The sequence below is a fragment of the Flavobacterium hungaricum genome, from assembly GCF_015182285.1.
GTDB classification, from domain to species: Bacteria; Bacteroidota; Bacteroidia; order Flavobacteriales; family Flavobacteriaceae; genus Flavobacterium; species Flavobacterium hungaricum.
Genome location: NZ_PRDM01000002.1, coordinates 486,387 through 506,380, shown reverse-complemented (window position 1 = coordinate 506,380; position 19,994 = coordinate 486,387). Strand labels below are relative to the sequence as shown.

Genomic DNA, 19,994 nt, shown 5'->3' with positions numbered 1-19,994 from the left:
CTTTAAATGATTTAAAAAAATTTAAGCAAATCATAAACATTTTATTACATTTTAACATTAGCAAACGCTGTTTTTAACATTTTTTATATATTTTTGGCTCATACCAAAACTAATCAATAAATCCACCATTGTGTTAAAAACTCTACAAAGAAATTCAATTTACCTATTGATCTTTGGATTATTCTTAAACAATTATCACTTACGAAGTCAAACTTCTAAAGAAGCCGAAATCTACAATTGGTTTGATAAAAATATAGGAATTGAATCCCTTGATATCAAAAATGGGGCAGCTCATCTTAATTTTGACAATACAGTCGAAAATCAGAATCGCTACTATTTTACTGAAAACTTCAGAAAAGGTACTCTCAGATATAATAATCAAAATTATTATGATGTCTTGCTAAAATACGACATCTATAAAGATGACCTTGTTCTAAATCCTTATGACGAAGCGAATACTACTAAAATCAATCTCATAAAAGATAATGTGGAAAATTTCAGCATTAATAATGAGAAATTTATCAATCTGAAAGTTTTAAATCCATCGTTCTTTAAAGGAGGGTTTTACGAAGAGGTTTTAATAAACAGCACATCTGCTCTTTATATAAAGTATTTTAAAGAAAAAAAGAAAGATCAAAAAGAAGAAAGTAATTTAATTCAGTACATTCCGAGATATGAGTTTGTTCTTTTAAAAGACAGCAAATATTATTTGATCAACGGAAAAAAAGAAATCATTGCATTATTTCCAGAAAGTAAAAGAAAAATTAATGATTATTATTTTATGAATAAAAGTCTGAAAAAAGAGAATCCGGCTTTGTTTATAAAAAATCTTGTCAAATATATTAACAATTAAAAACTGGAAGAATTACGCAATGAGAATATTTACACTCCTTTTACTTTTTTGTGGTTTTAATCAGTTAATGTATTCACAAAACCAACAAAACACTATTACGATCAATTACAGCAATATCAATAGAATAGAAGTTTTAAAAAAGATAGAAACTGCATCAAGTTTTAAATTTTACTTTCAGGATGAATGGATCGACAAGAACATTCTAATAAGCGGCAATTTTGAAAACACAAATATTCAAGATGTATTATCAAAAGTGTTTGCCGATACAGAACTTAATTTTTTTATCGATAAAAATAAAATCATCCTAACTAAAAATAGTGTGATTTACGATAAAGTTTCGACTACAAAAAATTCTAACGCTCCAGTATTTTTTCAGCAATATGATTCATTGCAGAAAAAACAGCCGGGCAGTTTACCATCTGTAGCTCTTATCGGAAAAGAAGCTGTGGACTCAGACATCGATTTTTATACATTATCGGGGCATATCACCGATCTAAAAAATCAAAAACCTCTTGCAGATATACGTGTTAAAGTAAAAAATACGGACATAACTGCTGTAACAAATGCTGAGGGATTCTATAGTTTAAAAATTCCTACAGGTTTAAGTACTATCGAAGTAGAATCAATTCTTTATAATAATGCGTCTAGAAAAATTATGATTTATAGTAATGGTACTTTGGACTTTACTATTATCGAAAAAATCAATCAATTGGACGAAGTTGTAGTAAAAGGCAAGAACAGTCAAAATGTTAGAACTGCAATTACTGGAGTGACTACAATTGAAGCTGAAGGAGTAAAAACCATTCCGCTGGTTCTGGGCGAACGAGACATTTTGAAAGTTGCTTTAACAATTCCTGGAATAAAAACTGCTGGAGAAGGTTCTTCTGGCTTTAATGTGCGAGGAGGAAAAGAAGATCAAAACTTAATGTTATTAGACAACGGAACGATTTACAATCCGTCGCATCTTTTTGGTTTTTTCTCAGCTATAAATCCATACACGATTAATAAAGTTGACATCTACAAAGGAGGAATTCCGCCAGAATATGGAGGAAGACTTTCGTCTGTGTTCGATATTGTTTCAAAAAACGGAAACACTGAAAAATTTTCAGGAGAAGGAGGTATTGGCCCGGTTACTAGTAATCTTACCGCCTCTATTCCTATTGTAAAAGAAAAATCCAGTCTATTGGTTGCTGGAAGAGCAACTTATTCAGATTGGATTTTAAAAGCTATTGATGATGAGAATTTGAAAAACAGCAAAGCTTCATTTTACGATTTGTATGCAAAATACACCCACAAAATCAATAAAAACAATTCTATTGAAGGATCTGGATATTTCAGTAAAGACAATTACAATATTACTCCCGATTCTCTTTTTACATACAGCAACCGCCTTATATCTTTAAAATGGAAACATTCTTTTAACGAAAAAAACAACAGCGAACTTAATTTTACTAATAGTGAATACAAATACAGCATCAATTACAGTCCTGTAAATCCGGAGTCATTTACTATGAAATATAGAATAAATGAAACCCAGGGGCACTTAAAATTCAACAGTCAATTAGGCCAAAACCATAAATTTGTATACGGAATTACAAGTAAATTATACAAAATAAATCCTGGAGAGCTAACCCCAGGTTCAAATTCTTTGGTAGATCCTATTCAAATCGAACAAGAGAAAGGATTAGAATCGGCAGCGTTTTTCTCTGAAAATTATAAAATAACCGAAAAACTTTTATTAGACGTTGGGGCAAGATATTCAATCTATGCAGCATTAGGAGAATCCAATCAAAAAATCTATGAAGATGGAGTTCCAAAAACGCCGTCAACAGTTGTAGAAGAAAAGCATTATAACAATAATGAAGTAATTAAAACTTATAGCGGATTTGAACCTAGAGTAGGTTTACGCTATATTTTTGACGAAAGTTTATTTGTGAAAGCAGGGTTTGATAAGAATTACCAATACATTCATTTATTAACCAACAATACGACGCAATCGCCAACAGATACTTGGAAATTATCGGATATTAATGTGGAGCCTCAAAGCGGTATTCAATACTCGCTGGGCATATTTAAAAAACTAGATTATAAAGATTTAGAAATCAGTATTGAAGGATATTATAAAACTTCAAAAAACATTCTAGATTACAAAGTAGGATCTCAGATTCTCTTAAATCAAGATTTAGAAACAGAATTATTGCAAGGCGATGGAAAAGCCTATGGTATTGAATTTCTTTTAAAGAAATCTTATGGAAGATTAAATGGCTGGATTGGTTATACTTACTCTCGTTCATTTATAAAATTAGACAGTCAGTTTAATGATGAAAAAGTAAATAATGGAGATTACTTTCCAACTAATTTTGACAAACCTCACGATGTAAGTATTGTTCTAAACTACAAATTTACAAAGCGTTACAGTTTTTCTTCTAACTTTGTATACCAGACAGGAAGACCCATTACCTACCCGATTGGAAAATATTATTACAATGGGGCAGAATATACACTTTACAGTGATCGTAATAAATTTAGAATACCTGATTATTACAGACTTGATGTTGGTTTAAATATTGAAGGAAATCACAAAATTAAAAAGCTCGCTCACAGTTTTTGGAACATCTCAATTTACAATTTACTGGGAAGAAACAATCCATATTCGATCTTTTTTGTGACCCAAAATGGCGAAATAAAAGCATATAAGACTTCTATATTCGCCGTGCCGATACCAACTATTACATACAACTTTAAATTTTAAATAGTTATGAAAAAAATCATGCTTTTTAGAGTTCTTCTCACGCTATTATTGACATCTATTTTTGGATGTACCACTCCATATTCATATCAAGCTAATGAATTTGAAGACTTAATTGTTGTCGAAGCAACGTTAACTAATCAATACAAATACCAAACAATTAAAATTTCTAGAACCTATACTCTAGAAGAAAGTACACCAAAATTTGAAAAAGGAGCTATTGTCTATGTAACAGATAATCAAGGCAATCGATATGATTATAAAGAAGACAACAATCAATACTTATCCACTAGTCAATTTCAGGCTGTGACAGGAAGAGATTATCAACTGCACATTTTAACCAAAGAAGGCAAAACTTATATTTCAACAACTGAAAAAATGCCTCAAGAAACTCAAATTGACAATTTGGAGGCGCACGCTGTTACTAAAAACGGCAATCTAGGTGTTGAAATTACAGTGAATAGCACGGACCCGACTAACTCTTCAAAATATTACAGATACGAATATGATGAAACTTACAAAGTTATTGCGCCATTATGGTATTACAAAGAAGCCGTTATTATTAATAATAAAATTCAGCTTGTAGACCGAACAAAAGAAGCAAGAGTTTGTTACCTAGCTCAATCTTCAAACGAATTATTGCTTACAAATACCAGCAAATTAAGCGAAGACAAAGTAACTAATTTCCCTGTTAGATTTATAAACAGCGATGATATCATAATAAGAAACAGATATAGTATTTTGGTAAAACAGTATGTTCAAAATCTGGCTGCACAAACTTATTATGAAACACTACAGTCAATATCAAATTCTGGAAGTATTCTTTCCCAAACCCAGCCAGGTTTTTTCTATGGCAATTTAACAGCTGTAGACAATCCTAACGAGAAGGTTATTGGATTTTTTAATGTTTCCACTTATTCTGAAAAGCGCTTATTCTTTAACTTTACAGATATATTTCCAAGAATACCTAGCCCGCCATATCCTTATGAATGCCCTGTTCCAGTACCAGAAGATCAGGCTGATCAGTTTATTTTCTACTCTTTTTCACAACCTGCCGCAATAGAATTATTAAAATCCGGAACCAAAGTTTATTATCCAACAGATGGACCAAGTTTTATACTTTACGACATTCAATGCGGCGACTGTAACTCTTATGCATCTAACATAAAACCATCATTTTGGATAGACTAATCAAACCCCTTGCCATAGCTTTAATGATTATTTTTGGGCAAATTTCAATAGCACAAAAAAGCAATTCATTAGGAGAACTAAACCAAATTGACCAGAAACTAAATGAGTCAATTTATGTGAGCACCAATTCTAATTCGTATTTAATTGGAGAAACAATACTGTATAAAATATTCTGCATAGATAAAATAACAAACAGTACGAAAACCAATAGCAAAGTTGCTTACCTACAGCTAATAGACAGCAATAAAAAAAGTGTTTTTACCCATAAAATATTTCTGCAGAATGGTGTCGGAAATGGCGACTTCTTTCTTCCTACCACATTAGAAACTGGGAGCTATAAATTGATCGGATACACAAATTGGATGCTGAATAAAGGCATTGAATCTTTTTTTAGCGCAGACCTCTATATTGTAAATCCTTATAAAGAATCACCAAATTACCCAATGATTCAAAAAGAATTTACTGTAGATCAAACTACTGCAGATCCAAATATTTCTTTTGATTTAAAAACGAAGCACTACCAAACCAGACAGCAGGTAACTTTGGGAGTAAAACAGCAGTCTGAAGATATTTTTAACGGAAAATACATGATTTCCGTTCGAAAAACAGACGGCTTTTTATCTCAAAACAAAACTGGTTTCAAACCTAAAACAGAAGGAAATTCAGAAATTAAAAACACTAATTTCTACATGCCTGAAGTGCGAGGCGAATTAATCTCTGGAAAAATTACCTCACATGCTTCTGATGTTAAAAATAAAAAAGTTGCCTTTTCAATTATTGATAAGAATCCAGAGTTAAAATTCACCAAAACAGATGACAACGGACGATTTATGTTTAATCTCGAAAAATCAAATTCGGGTGCCAATATTATTATACAGGTTATAGAAGAAAACAAACAGGATTTTACAATCGAAGTGGACAAACCAGCTGCTATAGATTTTTCGAATCTGCAATTCGCAGCGTCGCAGTTTACTCCAGAATTTAAAAACAATATAACCGAAAGATTGGTTTCAAGCCAAATCGAAAACGCTTATTACAATATCAAAAAAGACAGTATTTTAAATCCTAAAGACAGTGTTCCTTTCTATGGTTCATTATCAACAGAATTTATTTTAGATGATTATACCAGATTCAAGACAATGTCCGAAACTTTTACAGAGATATTAAAAGGTGTAGAGCATTCTAAAACAAAAGACGGTTATTCTATCCATATTTATGATTATGATCCAAATTATGAATCAAGTCTTCCTGTTTTGGTTGTAATAGATGGTTTTGTAATTGAAGATTTAAATGAATTATTTGCTTACGACCCTAGAAAAGTTGAAAAGATAAATGTTGTGAGAGGCATGTATTACTATGGATCAAAATCATTTAGCGGTCTTATCGTACTAACTTCTAAAGATGGAAGCTTTGAAACAACTTCAAAAGGCAATTTTATAGCAAAGCCAAGTATTCTGAGACCTGAGAACAAAAAAATGTATTATCAGCCAGATTACGCAGCAAACAAGAATGATAGAATTCCCGATTACAGACATCAATTATTATGGAAACCAGAAGTAAACTTAAAAAATTCCAATTTTAGTTTTTATACTTCTGACGTATCCGGAAAATTCGAAATAGTATTAGAAGGATTTTCAGAAAGTGGTAAACCTGTATTTATTAGAGATTATTTTGAAGTATCTGATAGTAATTTAAATTAATGATTTCCAATAAATTGAAGCATATAAAATCCAATACTCAAAAAAGTATTGGATTTTTTTTAAAATAATTTGTCCCAAATTGTAACTTTTTCGACACTCTTTACGTATAACCATTTGTACACTTTAAAAATAGGGAGACAACAACATGAGACAACTTAAAATCACCAAGCAGGTAACCAATCGTGAAACTGCATCGTTAGATAAATATCTACAAGAAATTGGAAAAGTTGACCTAATTACCGCTGATGAAGAGGTAGAATTAGCACAAAGAATAAAGGCCGGTGATCAAAGAGCTTTAGAAAAACTTACAAAAGCCAACTTACGTTTCGTTGTATCGGTGGCTAAACAATATCAAAATCAAGGATTAACTCTTCCAGATTTAATTAATGAAGGAAACTTAGGTTTAATTAAAGCAGCACAGCGTTTTGATGAAACTCGTGGTTTCAAATTCATTTCTTACGCGGTATGGTGGATTCGTCAATCGATTCTTCAAGCTTTGGCTGAACAATCACGTATTGTACGTTTACCATTAAATAAAATTGGTTCTATCAATAAAATCAACAAAATGTACGCTTTATTGGAGCAGTCTAACGAGCGTCCGCCTTCTGCTGAGGAAATTGCAAAAGAACTTGACATGACAGTTAATGACGTAAAAGAGTCTATGAAAAACTCGGGACGTCACCTTTCTATGGATGCACCTCTTGTTGAGGGTGAAGATTCGAACCTTTATGACGTTTTACGTTCTGGCGAATCACCAAATCCAGATAGAGAATTAATTCACGAATCTCTTCGTACAGAAATCGAACGTTCTTTAGAAACATTAACTCCAAGAGAGGCAGATGTTGTGCGTTTGTATTTTGGTCTTGGCGACCAGCACCCAATGACTCTTGAAGAAATTGGTGAGACTTTCGACCTAACTCGCGAGCGTGTTCGTCAGATTAAAGAAAAAGCAATCCGCAGATTGAAACACACTTCTAGAAGTAAAATCCTTAAAACTTATTTAGGATAACATATATTTGTTTCAAGTTTAAAGTTTCAGGTTCCTTAAAGCAACTTGAAACTTTAAACATGAAACTTTTTTAACGCAAACAACAGTTTGATTGACTGTTCGTTTTTTGATTGATGATTGAAACTCCGGCTGATTACCGGAGTTTTTTATTTTTAGCATTTAGCTTAAGGTTTTTAACCGTAAAGTTCTCGAAGTTTTGTACACATTTAATAAACAGCAAAGTTCACAACGCTTCAAGAACTTGAACTCTTAATAATCTCACTTATAAATTTCTTTGCGAACTTTGCGTAAATTCTTAGCGTACGCTGCGGTTAAATTATCCCGTTCAGCATAAAAAATTTATCTTTGTAAAAAAACAACACACTACAACAAAATGAAAAATACACTTATTGCTCCTTCTGTTCTTGCAGCTGATTTTGCCAATTTACAACGTGACATCGAGATGATTAATACTAGTCAGGCAGATTGGTTTCATATTGATATTATGGACGGAGTTTTTGTTCCAAATATCTCTTTTGGAATGCCCGTTTTAGAAGCAATTACCAAACACGCCAAAAAGTATATCGACGTACATTTAATGATTGTTGATCCAGACCGATACATTAAAACCTTTGCAGATTTAGGCGCAAATGGCCTGACGGTCCATTACGAAGCTTGTACACACCTACACCGAACACTCCAAGCTATAAAAGCAGAAAGGATGAAAGCTGGAGTAGCAATAAACCCGCATACCAATATTGATTTATTAGAAGACGTTATCAATGATATTGATTTAGTATGTATTATGAGTGTTAACCCAGGATTTGGCGGTCAGTCTTTTATTGAAAACACTTATGATAAAGTAAAAAAACTAAAAGCTTTGATTACACGCAAAAACGCTTCAACTCTTATTGAAATTGACGGCGGTGTAACCAATAAAAATGCAAAACAATTAGTAGAAGCTGGCGCCGATGTTTTAGTTGCTGGAAGTTTCGTTTTTAAAGCCGAAAATCCAATAGAAACAATTGCCGACTTAAAAGTCCTTGCTGCTTTTTAAGTTTTTTAGATTCGGAAAGAAATCAATTCCAGTCATTTTTTCCAGAGTTTCAATTGGCACAACAAAATCATATATCGATTGATCACTGTTTTCGCTGGGAACAAGAAATGCAATTGCTTTGTGTTCTTTACCTTCTTTAGCCAAAACAATTTTATAAAAATATTTAGGGACAGAAACATTTTCTGTCCCTATTTTTTTATCCGAATCGCTTAAAATTCCGCCTGTAACGACATAAATATCATTGTATTTTTCTGCCCAATAGCGTGTTTTTTGTTCGATTCTGTTCCAGATTCCACTATTAAAATCATGTTTTTGAGGAGCAATATTCGACGTATAAAAAGTATCATCATAAGCATCTTTGCTAAATTCCATATCACCCGCAGGACAAAGATGCCCTTTATCATAGCCCGATTTTTTATAGTTTCGCCAATCTGCAGAACCCGTTGTCACCTTTGGATCTTCAATAAAATAAGGCCTTTTATAATTATTATTTTTAAGATATTCTTTTTTCAATTCGTAAGCAACCCATTCTGCTTGTTCAAACTTTTCGTTGTACGATAGTGTATAATATTGATGTTTCACGATTTGTTTGGTTGTTGAAGTTGGAAGGTAGGTTACCGTATACAAAGAATCTCCAATGGTAGTATTTTCAACAAAATCAGAACTTGCATTATAAGACTTTACTCTTTCATTCCGTGTGTCTTCTTGTTTTTTACAAGAAAACAACACTAAACAAATGACAATCAATTTTATACAATTTTTCATAATACTATATTTTACAAGAATTAAACATACGAAAAAACGCCCCGTAAATCGAAATTTACAGAGCGTTTTTAAACAAATTAAATTCCTTAGAATTTTAAGATCTCACTAGTTTATCCTTTTTCATTTTAGGAGAAACACTACTTTTTACTAAACTTTTTGTTTGTAAATCATCTAAAACATTTAATGCTTCTTCTACATAAACATCTTTAGATAATGCTTGGTGCCATGCTTCTCTTTTTTCTTTTAGAGTCGCATCGGTACTCATTTCTATTTCTTCATAAGGCAGTGATTTAAAAATCAAAGAGTTTTTATAATCCGAAATTGGTTTATATTTTTTTCCTTCATTTTCAACCTGTTCTTGTGTTGCTTTAAAACTCTGAATATTCAGGCTGTATGTGTTTTCTTTGTTCTTAACATCAATCCATTTCGCATTGTCGTCAATTAGTTTGAATTGAGCATTTTGAGCAATTCTATTTTTACTATTCATAATTGCTTTAGTAAAATTCTCACTAGAACTCCAAGTGCTGTAATCTGCTGGGTCAATTTTATCCCAAGGCATTGCGTTGTCAATATCTCGCTCTCCCATTTTTAGGTAAGCATAACGATCCGGCATCACAACATCACTGTGAACCCCTTCTAACTGAGTTGAACCACCGTTAATTCTATAGAATTTTTGTCCCGTAATTTTTAAGGCTCCAAGATCTCCATAATTTACATTACGAACAAATTGGTTTAAGTCTAATACATTTTGCACGGTTCCTTTACCATAAGTCTGTTTGCTTCCAATGATAACACCACGTTTGTAATCCTGAATTGCAGCAGCCAAAATCTCAGAAGCCGAAGCAGAGAAACTATTTACCATAATTACCAGCGGACCGTCCCATTCGATTTTTTTATCTTTATCGTATAAAACCTCTTTCTTTTTTCCAGCAGATTTAACCTGAACAATTGGTCCTTCTTCAATAAATAAACCTGCAATATCAACAACTGTAGAAAGTGATCCTCCGCCGTCATCACGAACATCCAGAACAATTCCGTTGATATTTTCTTTTTTCAATCTTTCTACTTCACGAGCGATATCTTTACCCGCATCACGTCCATCTTTATTTTCAAAATCGATATAAAATTTAGGAAGATAAATCACTCCGTATTTCAAACCGTTTTTCTCTACAATACTAGACTTAGCGTATGTTTCTTCAATTTCAACCACATCTCTGATAATCGAAATTACTTTAATAGAACCATCCACTTTTTTAACCGTAAGTTTTACTTCAGTTCCTTTATGACCTTTAATTTTCTTTACAACATCATCCAGACGCATTCCAACAACATCAACAGGCTCTTCATTTCCTTGAGCAACTTTTAAGATTAAATCTCCTGCTTCTAATTGTTTTCCTTTCCATGCTGGACCACCAGAAATCAACTCATCAATTGCAGTAAAGTCATTTTTCTTTGTTAGACGAGCTCCAATTCCTTCTAATTTTCCACTAATATTTACATCAAAACGATCTTTTTCTTCTGGTGCAAAATAGCTTGTATGAGGATCAAAACGGGTCATAATAGAATTCAAATACACAGAAAACCAATATTCTCTATTCAAATCTTTAATGACACTAAAATTATCATCTAATGATTTTAAAGAACTTTCTCTTGTCTCTTTTTCCAAAGACTCAAAAGATTTTTCTTTGTATGAAGGATCTTTTTTCTTCTTTTCTTCTTCAATTTTTTGCTTTGTCACCAAAGAAGAAAGCGTAGACAGTTTAATTTGTTTTCTCCATCTTTCGTTAATCTCAGCTAAATTTTTAGCATACGGAATGTGCTCATAATCAGAATTAAAAGTCTCATCTACATTATAATTAAAAGGCTGTGCTAAAATTGTTTTATAACGCTTTTTACTTTCTTCCATACGCTTCATTAATCTGGTATAAGTAAGATTAAAAAAGGTAATATCTTTATTTAGGAATTGGTCATCCAGCATCAATTCATACTGTTTGAATTCATCTATATCAGACTGCAGAAAAAATCTTTTTGAAGGATCTAATGCGTCTATATAATCCTTAAAGATACCTTTAGAAAATTCATCATTGATTTCAGCTGGGCTGTAATGTCCTTTTTCAATAACAAATGCTAACAATTCTAAAAGCGTCTTATCTTTATTCGGATCCGGTTCAATTGTCTTATCTGCATTCATTTTAAAAGCAAACAATGTCAGCGATAAGCACAATACGGCTATAAGTATCTTATAATTTCTTTTCATAAACTTAATAATAGCATTCATCAAAATTTTTTATCTAAATTACGCTAAAAACTATGCCACGAGAGCTAACGTCACGATAATTTTTTGTTAAAGATATAAAAATGTTTAATTCGTGAAAAAGTTCTTTACCTTAGTTGACAAATTTTATAATATTTGTAACATATCTTAATGAATATGCCTCAAATTTGTTTTTAAAATCTTACAATTGTTAAAATTACACATAATGCCCACAAAATGAAAGCTGAAAAACCACTAATATTAGTAACCAACGATGATGGAATTTTGGCACCTGGAATACGAGCCCTTATCAGCGTCATGGAAACTATCGGAGATGTCATTGTTGTTGCTCCTGATAAACCCCAAAGTGCCATGGGACATGCCATTACTATAAACAATACCCTCTTTTTGGACAAAATATCAAAAGAAGATGATGCAATTGAAGAATACAGCTGTTCTGGAACGCCTGTAGACTGCGTAAAATTGGCAGTAAACGAAATCTTAAAACGTAAACCGGACTTGTGCGTTTCTGGAATTAATCACGGGTCAAACTCTTCTATTAATGTCATTTATTCTGGAACTATGAGCGCTGCTGTTGAAGCCGGAATCGAAGGAATTCAGGCAATCGGATTTTCGCTTTTAGATTTTGACTGGAATGCTGATTTTGAACCTATAAAGTCTTTTGTTAAAAAAATCGCTTTAGAAACTCTCGCGAACAAATTGCCACCTGGAGTGGTTTTGAATGTCAATTTCCCGAAATTAAAAGAAAAGGAAATAAAAGGAATTAAAGTCTGTCGTCAAGCGAAAGCCTACTACGCGCAAAAATTTGACAAAAGACAAACCCCTTTTGGGAAAGATTATTACTGGCTTGCCGGAAAATTTGTTAATGAAGATCAAGGCGAAGATACAGACGAATGGGCTTTAGAAAATGGTTATATCTCCGTAGTTCCCGTTCAATTTGACTTAACCGCCCACCACACTATGCAGCAACTTAATACTTGGAAATTAAATGAATAATAAAGATTTTATTACCGGATTCTTAATCGGAATTTTTACCTCTCTGCTCGGAAGTTATTTATTCATAACTTTTTTTACCAAATTTGATATTTCTTCTGGAATTAAAATCATTAAAGATCATGGTTATTTAGGAAAAATTATTACCATCGGCACTACTTTAGATCTTGCTGTTTTTTTACTTCTTTTGAACAGAAATAAAGAAATGATGGCAAGAGGAGTGGTTTTGGCTGTAATTGTTTTAGCCATTTCAACTTTGTTTTTTTAATTTCTATCTTTGTAAACACAAATTATCGCCAATAGTATCACTGGCGCCTTTCAAATAATTTTATGAAATACTACATAATTGCCGGCGAAGCCTCTGGAGATTTACACGGATCAAACTTAATGAAAGCTTTATACGAAGAAGATCCACATGCAGAAATCAGATTTTGGGGAGGAGATTTAATGCAGAAAGCAGGAGGAACTTTAGTAAAACACTACCGTGAGTTGGCCTTTATGGGGTTTGTTGAAGTGATTTTTAATTTAAAAACAATTCTTAACAATATTAAAATCTGCAAAAAAGACATTTTACAGTTCCAACCCGATGTTATCATTTTTATAGATTATCCAGGTTTTAATATGCGAATTGCAAAATGGGCAAAAGCACTTAATTACAAAACACATTACTACATTTCTCCTCAAATTTGGGCTTGGAAAGAGAATCGTATTAAAGCTATCAAGCAAGATGTCGATAAGATGTTTGTGATCCTTCCTTTTGAAAAAAGTTTCTACGAAGACAAACATCAATTTCCTGTAGATTTTGTGGGGCATCCGCTTATTGATGCGATACAAAACCAACCCGCTTTTGATGAAGAATTGTTTAGAAAAGAAAACAAACTGGGAGAAAAACCAATTATAGCTGTTCTTCCCGGAAGTCGTAAGCAGGAAATCACTAAGATGCTGAGTGTAATGCTTAGCGTGGTTGAAGATTTTAAAGATTATGAATTTGTAATAGCAGGCGCTCCAAGTCAGGAATTTGAATTTTATCAGCAATTTATCAGTAACAAAAACATAAAGTTTGTTTCAAACAAAACGTATGATTTACTGCGCTCTTCAACCGCAGCATTAGTAACCTCTGGTACGGCAACTCTGGAAACGGCACTTTTTAAAGTCCCAGAAGTAGTGTGTTATAAAGGAAGTGCAATTTCGTATCAAATTGCCAAACGCATTATTACCTTAAAATATATTTCGCTCGTAAATCTCATCATGGATAAAGAAGTGGTTACCGAGTTAATTCAAGGAGACTGCAACACTAAGCGAATCAAGGAAGAATTGCAAAAATTATTGAATCCCGAATACCGCGCAGAACTCCTAAAAAACTATGATATTCTAGAAGAAAAATTAGGTGGTGTCGGTGCCAGCAAAAAAACTGCAAAACTTATTACAGCAGATTTAAAACTGAATTAATTTTATTTTGAAAAAAGCAATAACACTTCTCCTTTTAACCATTCTATTTGTTTCCTGCAAATCAACTTCGACTGCTGTAAACACTAAAGAATCCAAAAAAGAAAGTAAATCTGTCGTCAATAATTTGATCAAAAAGGCGACAGAAAATATTGGTGTTAAATACAAAGCCGGCGGTACTACAAAAAATGGTTTTGATTGTTCGGGACTAGTTTTTACAACTTTTCAATCAGAAAAAATAATACTTCCTAGAAGCTCTTTTGATCAGGCAAAAATTGGTGCTGTAATTTCTTTGAAAGATGCTCAAAAAGGCGATCTGATCTTTTTTAAAACCAATAAGAGCAAACAGATTAATCATGTCGGCTTGATCACAGAGGTTTATTCTAATGAAATAAAGTTTGTACATTCTTCAACTTCAAAAGGTGTTATTATTTCTTCAACAAAAGAACCTTATTACGCAAATTCTTTTACACAGATAAATCGGATAGTAGAATAATTCCTTTTAAAATATATTTATTTTCTTACAAATAATTCATACTTTTAGCGCATGAAAGTATTGGATTTTCCGTTAGCTAAAGTTACAATCGGGTTTGTAACTGGAATTATTTTATCATATTATCAGCATTTTTCTACAAGCGCAGCCATTATAATATTCTGTTTAAGCAGTTTGTTATTCATAACCTTGTTTACTTTCAACCGCGGTAATAAAAAACTTGCGGTCTATTTTGGAGTTTCTGTTTATTTGATTTCTTTTTCTATCGGAATTCTAACCCTATTATTTCATACCGAAAAACTTCATAAGACAAACTACACCCATCTAGAAAATGTATTTACAAGTCCTAAAACTGTTACCTTAACGATACGTGAAAAATTAAAAAGCAATGATTACAGTGATCGTTACATTGCATTAGTAAATACTATTAATAACAAGTCATTTTCGGGAAGAATTATTCTAAATGTTCAAAAAGACAGCATTAAAACTTCTCTAATCATAGGGAACATCATTCAATTAAAAACGATTTTACAGCGCAACAATCCAAACAAAAACCCCAATCAATTTGACTATTCTCAATATCTGGCAGACAAACAGATTTACGCTCAAATTCATTGTCATAAATCAGAAATACTCGTAAATTCAAGAATAGAAAAAGACATTTGGTTTTATACCGGAAAACTACACAGCAGAATAGTAAGACATCTCGAAAAAGCCTCTTTCAGCAAAGATGAAATGACTGTTGCTCTAGCCTTAATTCTAGGGCAGCAACAAGAAATAGCAGCCGACATCATTCAAGATTATCAATACTCTGGAGCAACACATGTATTGTCTGTTTCTGGACTTCATGTCGGCTTTATTATGCTTTTCATTACTTTTATTTTAAAACCAATTCCCAATAATCGAAAAGGTTCTTTACTTAAATTGACTGCAATTTTAGTTTCACTGGGCATGTTTGCCGTAATTTCAGGCCTATCCCCTTCCGTATTACGTTCTGTGGTAATGTTTTCCTTTTTAGCCTGCGGCAACCATCTTAGACGCAACGGAAACATTTACCATACACTCTTGGTTTCTATTTTATTAATATTACTTTTTCAACCCTATTTCTTATTTGACGTTGGGTTTCAGTTGAGTTATATTGCACTTTTTTTTATTCTTTGGCTTCAGCCTCTTTTAAAAAAATTATGGACGCCAAAACACAAAATCTCTACCTATATCTGGGATGCCTTAACGGTTTCATTTGCCGCCCAAATAGGCACATTTCCGCTTTGCTTATATTACTTTCATCAATTTCCAAGTCTCTTTTTTGTAACCAATATTGTCATTCTTCCTATTTTGTCTTTCATCATGATTGCAGGGATAATCGTCATGATAATAGCAGTATTTGCAATTCCTCCAGATTTTATAATTCAAATATTTCAGAAAAGTGTTTTTCTCCTTAATTACACGATTCACATCGTCGCTTCAATGGAATCGTTTGTAATAAAAAATATCAGTTTTAACTTTTATTATCTCATCGCTTTTTATGTGCTTACTTTTGCAATCATAATTTACTATAAAAAAAGAAGTTACAGTAGATTCGTTTTTATTCTCGTCAGCATAATTTTTACACAAACCGCTTTTATATTGACAAAAGAAAAAACACAAAGTGAAGAAGAATTGATCGTTTATAATTCTAAAAAGAGTACGATTATAAGCGATCGCAAAGGCTCTAGTATAACTCTTTTCAGTCGGGACACCCTGCCAAATCAGAAAACAGAACAATATATTCTGACTTCTTATTTAATTGAAAATTATATTACCTCAAAAAGAAGGAAAAAACTAGAAAATTTACTTTATTTCAATAACAACAAAATTTTAATAATAGACAGTTCAGGCATCATCCCTCCAAAATGTCAGCCGGATATATTGCTTTTAACGCAATCTCCAAAATTAAATCTTGACAGGATATTAGACGAAATAAAACCTAAAACGATAATAGCAGACGCATCAAATTCTTACAGTTTTATAACACTCTGGAAAAAAAGCTGTTTAAAAAACAATATCCCCTTTCATGCCACTGCCGAAAAGGGATACTATAAGTTTTGAATTATTATTCTGGGTTTAAAAGCAATGTAGAATCCTTAATCCAGCCTTTTGGGCCTCCAGGTCTATAAGGCATCAAACCAATCTTGTTAAAGGTAGTTTTTCCTTTTCTAACATTTGCCAAAGCAAAACAAACTTGTGGAAGTTCATCAACGCCAAATGCATTTTTCAAACTCACATTTTGCTCCATTACATTGTTAGAAACATTAGGATCTGATAAATCTAATTTCACTAGAATAACATTATCACGAGACCAAACTGCAAAATCTGGAGTGTTAAAAATTTCGGTCTGCATTTTCTGCGGTGCGCCAGCACCCGTAAAATAGATTAATAGTGGTTTTTTTTGTTCCATACACATCACAATAGCATCATTCATATCAGTTTTCCAAACCAAATTTTGTGCATTTGTAAAAAAAGAACTTAAAAAAAACAGTAGGATAAGTAATTTTTGGGTCATACGATTTGGATTTATTTAAGTTAACTCGCCTAAAATAGCACAAAATTATCATCAAATCACAAATTTTATTAGTAAAAATTTAACATTCGTTGCAAAAAATAGAATTCTTCAATAATTTGCTAAATTTTTAATAATATGAAAAAAATATTGGCCCTAAAAAATCATATTCTCGCACACAAAAAACATTAATTAACAAAGAAATCTCTTCTCAAATATTAAGAAGAGATTCAGAATGTCTTGTAAGCAATACTGTGTTACAATTTATTCAACAGGATGCAGGATCAAATTTGATTCTGCGATCCAAGCTTTTGCTCCACCAGGCTTATAGGCAATTTTTCCAAGCGCGCTAAAAGTAGTTTTGTTTTTTCTAACAGATGCCATTGCAAAACATACTTCTGGAAGTTCTTGAACACCAAAAGCATTTTTGAGTTTAAGATTTTGTTCTCTGTCTCCTTCCGAAGCAGAAGAATCAGATAAATCAAGTTTTACAAGAACAACATTATCTCTTGACCAAACAGCAAAATCAGGGGTTTTAAAGATTTCATTCTGAAGATTGTCTGAAACTCCAGAGGCAGTAAATAGAATCAACATTGGTTTTCTTTCTTCATTGCTTATAGCAATCGCATCAGTCATATTGGTTCTCCAAGCTAAGGTTTGTGCCTGCATAAAAAATGAACCTAAAAAGAACAGTAGGATAAGTAGTTTTTTAGTCATACTAAATTTGGTTTTGGTTAGATTAGCACGACTAAATTAACATTATATTTTAATTATCCAATTTTTATTGGCATAAAAAATACATTATGTGTTTTTTTACAGTAATTAAAATATCAAATAATCAAACATCAAAAACAAACAAAAGACTTTTCTTACCAAACAAAAAAAACTCCTTACGATAAGTAAGGAGTTTCTACATTAAAAATATTTATTTTTTTATTTTACGATTTCTTTGGATGAACTATTCCCTCGGCAACTGTCAGCCAAGCCGTAGGACCTCCGGCAACGTAACCCGTTTTTCCTAATCCTTTAAAATTTATTTTTCCGTCTTTAGACTCAGCACTTGTAAAGAAAACGGTTGGAAAACCCTGAATACCGAAAGCTTGCTGCAATTCGTTGTTCTGGTTTTTTATTTCAGGAGACTGCGCTACAGCTCGCGGGTAATCTAATTCAACTAAAATTACATTGCTGGCCGCCCATTTTTTAAATTCGTCCGTTTTCAAAACTTCATTCTGCAAACGAATACACCAGCCGCACCAATCACTGCCTGTAAAAAACATCAACATTGGTTTTTGTTCTTTATTACTCACCGTAATCGCTTCTCTAACATCGGTATACCATTTTAATTCCTGCGCCTTTACTGTTGAAACTGCGCTAATTAAAAATAAAGCAATAAGTATTATTTTTTTCATAATAAGTAATTTTCGACAAATTTAAACAAAAACAGATTGCAAATACATTATTTAACTTCTTGCATTAATTTTTTAATAAGTGGTGAAATTGCAATTAAAATAACTCCCGCTATCAAAGAATATAATGCCAATTCATAATAACCTTCTGTATACGACTGCAGTTTAGAAACCAAAGAACCTCCTGTATTTGATCTGGAGATTTCTGCCCCTAACTTACCTGCAAATAACTGTCCGAAAGCGGCAGCCAAAAACCACAATCCCATCATCATTCCAAACAATCTTTTTGGAGAAAGTTTCGTTATAATTGACATTCCGATCGGCCCTAAACAAAGCTCCCCTATGGTTGTGATTAAATACGCAAATGTAAAAACATTTAAAGAAGCTATTCCTTTTGAATCTGCAAAAAATCGAGTCAGATAAAAGATATAAAATGAAGCTGCCAGAAACAAAAACCCGATTCCGAATTTAATTAATGTGTTGGGTTCTATTTTTCTTTTCCCCATCCAAATCCATAATAAACCAATAAGCGGACTTAAAACTACGACAAAGAACGTATTGGAACTATTGTTAATGATATTAGGATCAATACTGAAAAACAACAATTTATCATCTAAATTATCTTTAGCAAAAAGAGACAAAGAACCACCGCTCTGTTCGTAAATAGCATTAAACAATAAATAGAAAAACACAAACAAGAATGCAGCAAAAAGCTTTTTCTGTAATTTAATGTCTCCCAGTTTATACAACTCATAAACAAAATAAAGTACCGCAACAATACCAATTGTATACATGAAATAATCGGTAAAATCGGTGTTTTTTACCATTATGTAAATCAACGGAATGCTTAAAAGCGACAATCCGTAAACTGCAAATTCGCGAATTTTTCTTTTTCCAGCTTCTAAATTTAATAAAGGAGAATCTCCAATCGGTCCAAGATATTTCTTAGTAAACAAAAATGTAATTAAACCTAAAAACATTACCACTGCTGCAGATAAAAAGCACAACTGCCAAGAATAGTATTTCCCTAGATAAACGCATAAAGCCCCCCCTAAAAGCCCTCCAACATTAATCCCGGCATAAAACATTCCGTAACCTGCATCTCTTCTTCCATCTTCTTCTTTGTATAATTCGCCAACCATTGAAGAAACGTTTGGTTTAAAGAATCCCGTTCCTATAATAGAAAAGGCAATTCCGTAATAAAACAAATCGTGCGGCGCAATAGCAATTAAAAGATTCCCCAGAATCATTACAATTGCCCCAAAAAACAGAGACTTTTTAAATCCTAAAACTTTATCTGCAAAAATACCCCCAATAAAGGTAAACGCATAAACAAAAGCCTGAATAGCACCGTACTGTAAATTGGCATGATCTTCCTTCAAAAAAAGCTGATCTACCATAAATATTGTAAGCACGCCGCGCATTCCGTAAAAGCAGAAACGCTCCCACATTTCAACAAAAAACAAATACCACAATTGTTTTGGGTACTTGCCTTCAAAATTTTGAATTTCTTCTAAAGTGATTTCTTGTTTCATATTT

The 19,994-nt window shown here is 32.5% G+C and carries 17 protein-coding genes; 11 read left to right on the top strand and 6 right to left on the bottom strand.

Translation table 11 applies throughout. From position 1 onward, the window contains the following. The first annotated feature begins 130 nt into the window (after positions 1–130). The 6 genes from C4F50_RS09975 to rpe all read left to right on the top strand — a co-directional run bounded on the left by C4F50_RS09975 (position 131) and on the right by rpe (position 8,538). A complete protein-coding gene (locus C4F50_RS09975) occupies positions 131–853 on the top strand; it encodes a hypothetical protein (RefSeq protein WP_193846474.1) in 723 nt (240 codons plus the stop codon). A gap of 67 nt (positions 854–920) precedes the next feature. Then, positions 921–3,605, top strand: a complete 2,685-nt coding sequence (locus tag C4F50_RS09970; protein ID WP_228011999.1) for a TonB-dependent receptor — start codon at positions 921–923, stop codon at positions 3,603–3,605. Between the two features lie 6 nt (positions 3,606–3,611). Further along, a complete protein-coding gene (locus C4F50_RS09965) occupies positions 3,612–4,793 on the top strand; it encodes a DUF4249 domain-containing protein (RefSeq protein WP_193846470.1) in 1,182 nt (393 codons plus the stop codon). Beyond that, entirely contained in the window at positions 4,781–6,493 is a 1,713-nt protein-coding gene (locus C4F50_RS09960; protein WP_193846469.1) for a transthyretin-like family protein, read from the top strand. Before C4F50_RS09965 ends, C4F50_RS09960 begins: the two co-directional genes overlap by 13 nt. A gap of 145 nt (positions 6,494–6,638) precedes the next feature. Then, the gene (locus C4F50_RS09955; protein WP_007804760.1) at positions 6,639–7,502 is read left to right on the top strand and encodes a sigma-70 family RNA polymerase sigma factor; all 864 of its coding nucleotides are present in this window, start codon (positions 6,639–6,641) and stop codon (positions 7,500–7,502) included. A 373-nt stretch (positions 7,503–7,875) separates the two neighbouring features. Continuing rightward, positions 7,876–8,538, top strand: a complete 663-nt coding sequence (rpe, locus tag C4F50_RS09950; protein WP_193846467.1) for a ribulose-phosphate 3-epimerase — start codon at positions 7,876–7,878, stop codon at positions 8,536–8,538. Here the strand turns inward: rpe and C4F50_RS09945 are convergent. Then, complete coding sequence (locus C4F50_RS09945) at positions 8,515–9,303, bottom strand: DNA/RNA non-specific endonuclease (protein WP_193846465.1); 789 nt, start codon at positions 9,301–9,303, stop codon at positions 8,515–8,517. The genes rpe and C4F50_RS09945 overlap by 24 nt on opposite strands. Positions 9,304–9,397: 94 nt before the next feature. Continuing rightward, positions 9,398–11,581, bottom strand: a complete 2,184-nt coding sequence (locus C4F50_RS09940; protein ID WP_193846463.1) for a carboxy terminal-processing peptidase — start codon at positions 11,579–11,581, stop codon at positions 9,398–9,400. Between the two features lie 213 nt (positions 11,582–11,794). Here C4F50_RS09940 and surE point away from each other — a divergent pair, with 213 nt between their 5' ends. From surE to C4F50_RS09915, 5 genes are all read left to right on the top strand, one after another. Next, positions 11,795–12,574, top strand: a complete 780-nt coding sequence (gene surE / locus C4F50_RS09935) for a 5'/3'-nucleotidase SurE (protein ID WP_193846461.1) — start codon at positions 11,795–11,797, stop codon at positions 12,572–12,574. Continuing rightward, positions 12,567–12,839, top strand: a complete 273-nt coding sequence (locus tag C4F50_RS09930; RefSeq protein ID WP_193846459.1) for a hypothetical protein — start codon at positions 12,567–12,569, stop codon at positions 12,837–12,839. Before surE ends, C4F50_RS09930 begins: the two co-directional genes overlap by 8 nt. A gap of 62 nt (positions 12,840–12,901) precedes the next feature. After that, complete coding sequence (lpxB, locus tag C4F50_RS09925) at positions 12,902–14,020, top strand: lipid-A-disaccharide synthase (RefSeq protein ID WP_193846458.1); 1,119 nt, start codon at positions 12,902–12,904, stop codon at positions 14,018–14,020. Between the two features lie 7 nt (positions 14,021–14,027). Continuing rightward, positions 14,028–14,513: a C40 family peptidase gene (locus tag C4F50_RS09920; protein ID WP_193846456.1), complete on the top strand. Its 486-nt coding sequence runs from the start codon at positions 14,028–14,030 to the stop codon at positions 14,511–14,513. A gap of 51 nt (positions 14,514–14,564) precedes the next feature. After that, the gene (locus C4F50_RS09915) at positions 14,565–16,598 is read left to right on the top strand and encodes a ComEC/Rec2 family competence protein (protein WP_193846454.1); all 2,034 of its coding nucleotides are present in this window, start codon (positions 14,565–14,567) and stop codon (positions 16,596–16,598) included. 4 nt (positions 16,599–16,602) lie between these two features. On the opposite strand, the gene C4F50_RS09910 is transcribed toward C4F50_RS09915, so the two are convergent. The 4 genes from C4F50_RS09910 to C4F50_RS09895 all read right to left on the bottom strand — a co-directional run bounded on the left by C4F50_RS09910 (position 16,603) and on the right by C4F50_RS09895 (position 19,990). Then, entirely contained in the window at positions 16,603–17,052 is a 450-nt protein-coding gene (locus tag C4F50_RS09910) for a thioredoxin domain-containing protein (RefSeq protein WP_193846452.1), read from the bottom strand. A gap of 261 nt (positions 17,053–17,313) precedes the next feature. Beyond that, a complete protein-coding gene (locus C4F50_RS09905) occupies positions 17,314–17,766 on the bottom strand; it encodes a thioredoxin family protein (protein ID WP_193846450.1) in 453 nt (150 codons plus the stop codon). A 221-nt stretch (positions 17,767–17,987) separates the two neighbouring features. Beyond that, positions 17,988–18,458, bottom strand: coding sequence for a thioredoxin family protein (locus C4F50_RS09900; protein ID WP_193846448.1), 471 nt, complete (start codon positions 18,456–18,458; stop codon positions 17,988–17,990). A gap of 47 nt (positions 18,459–18,505) precedes the next feature. Beyond that, positions 18,506–19,990, bottom strand: coding sequence for a peptide MFS transporter (locus C4F50_RS09895; RefSeq protein ID WP_193846446.1), 1,485 nt, complete (start codon positions 19,988–19,990; stop codon positions 18,506–18,508). Positions 19,991–19,994 lie beyond the last annotated feature (4 nt).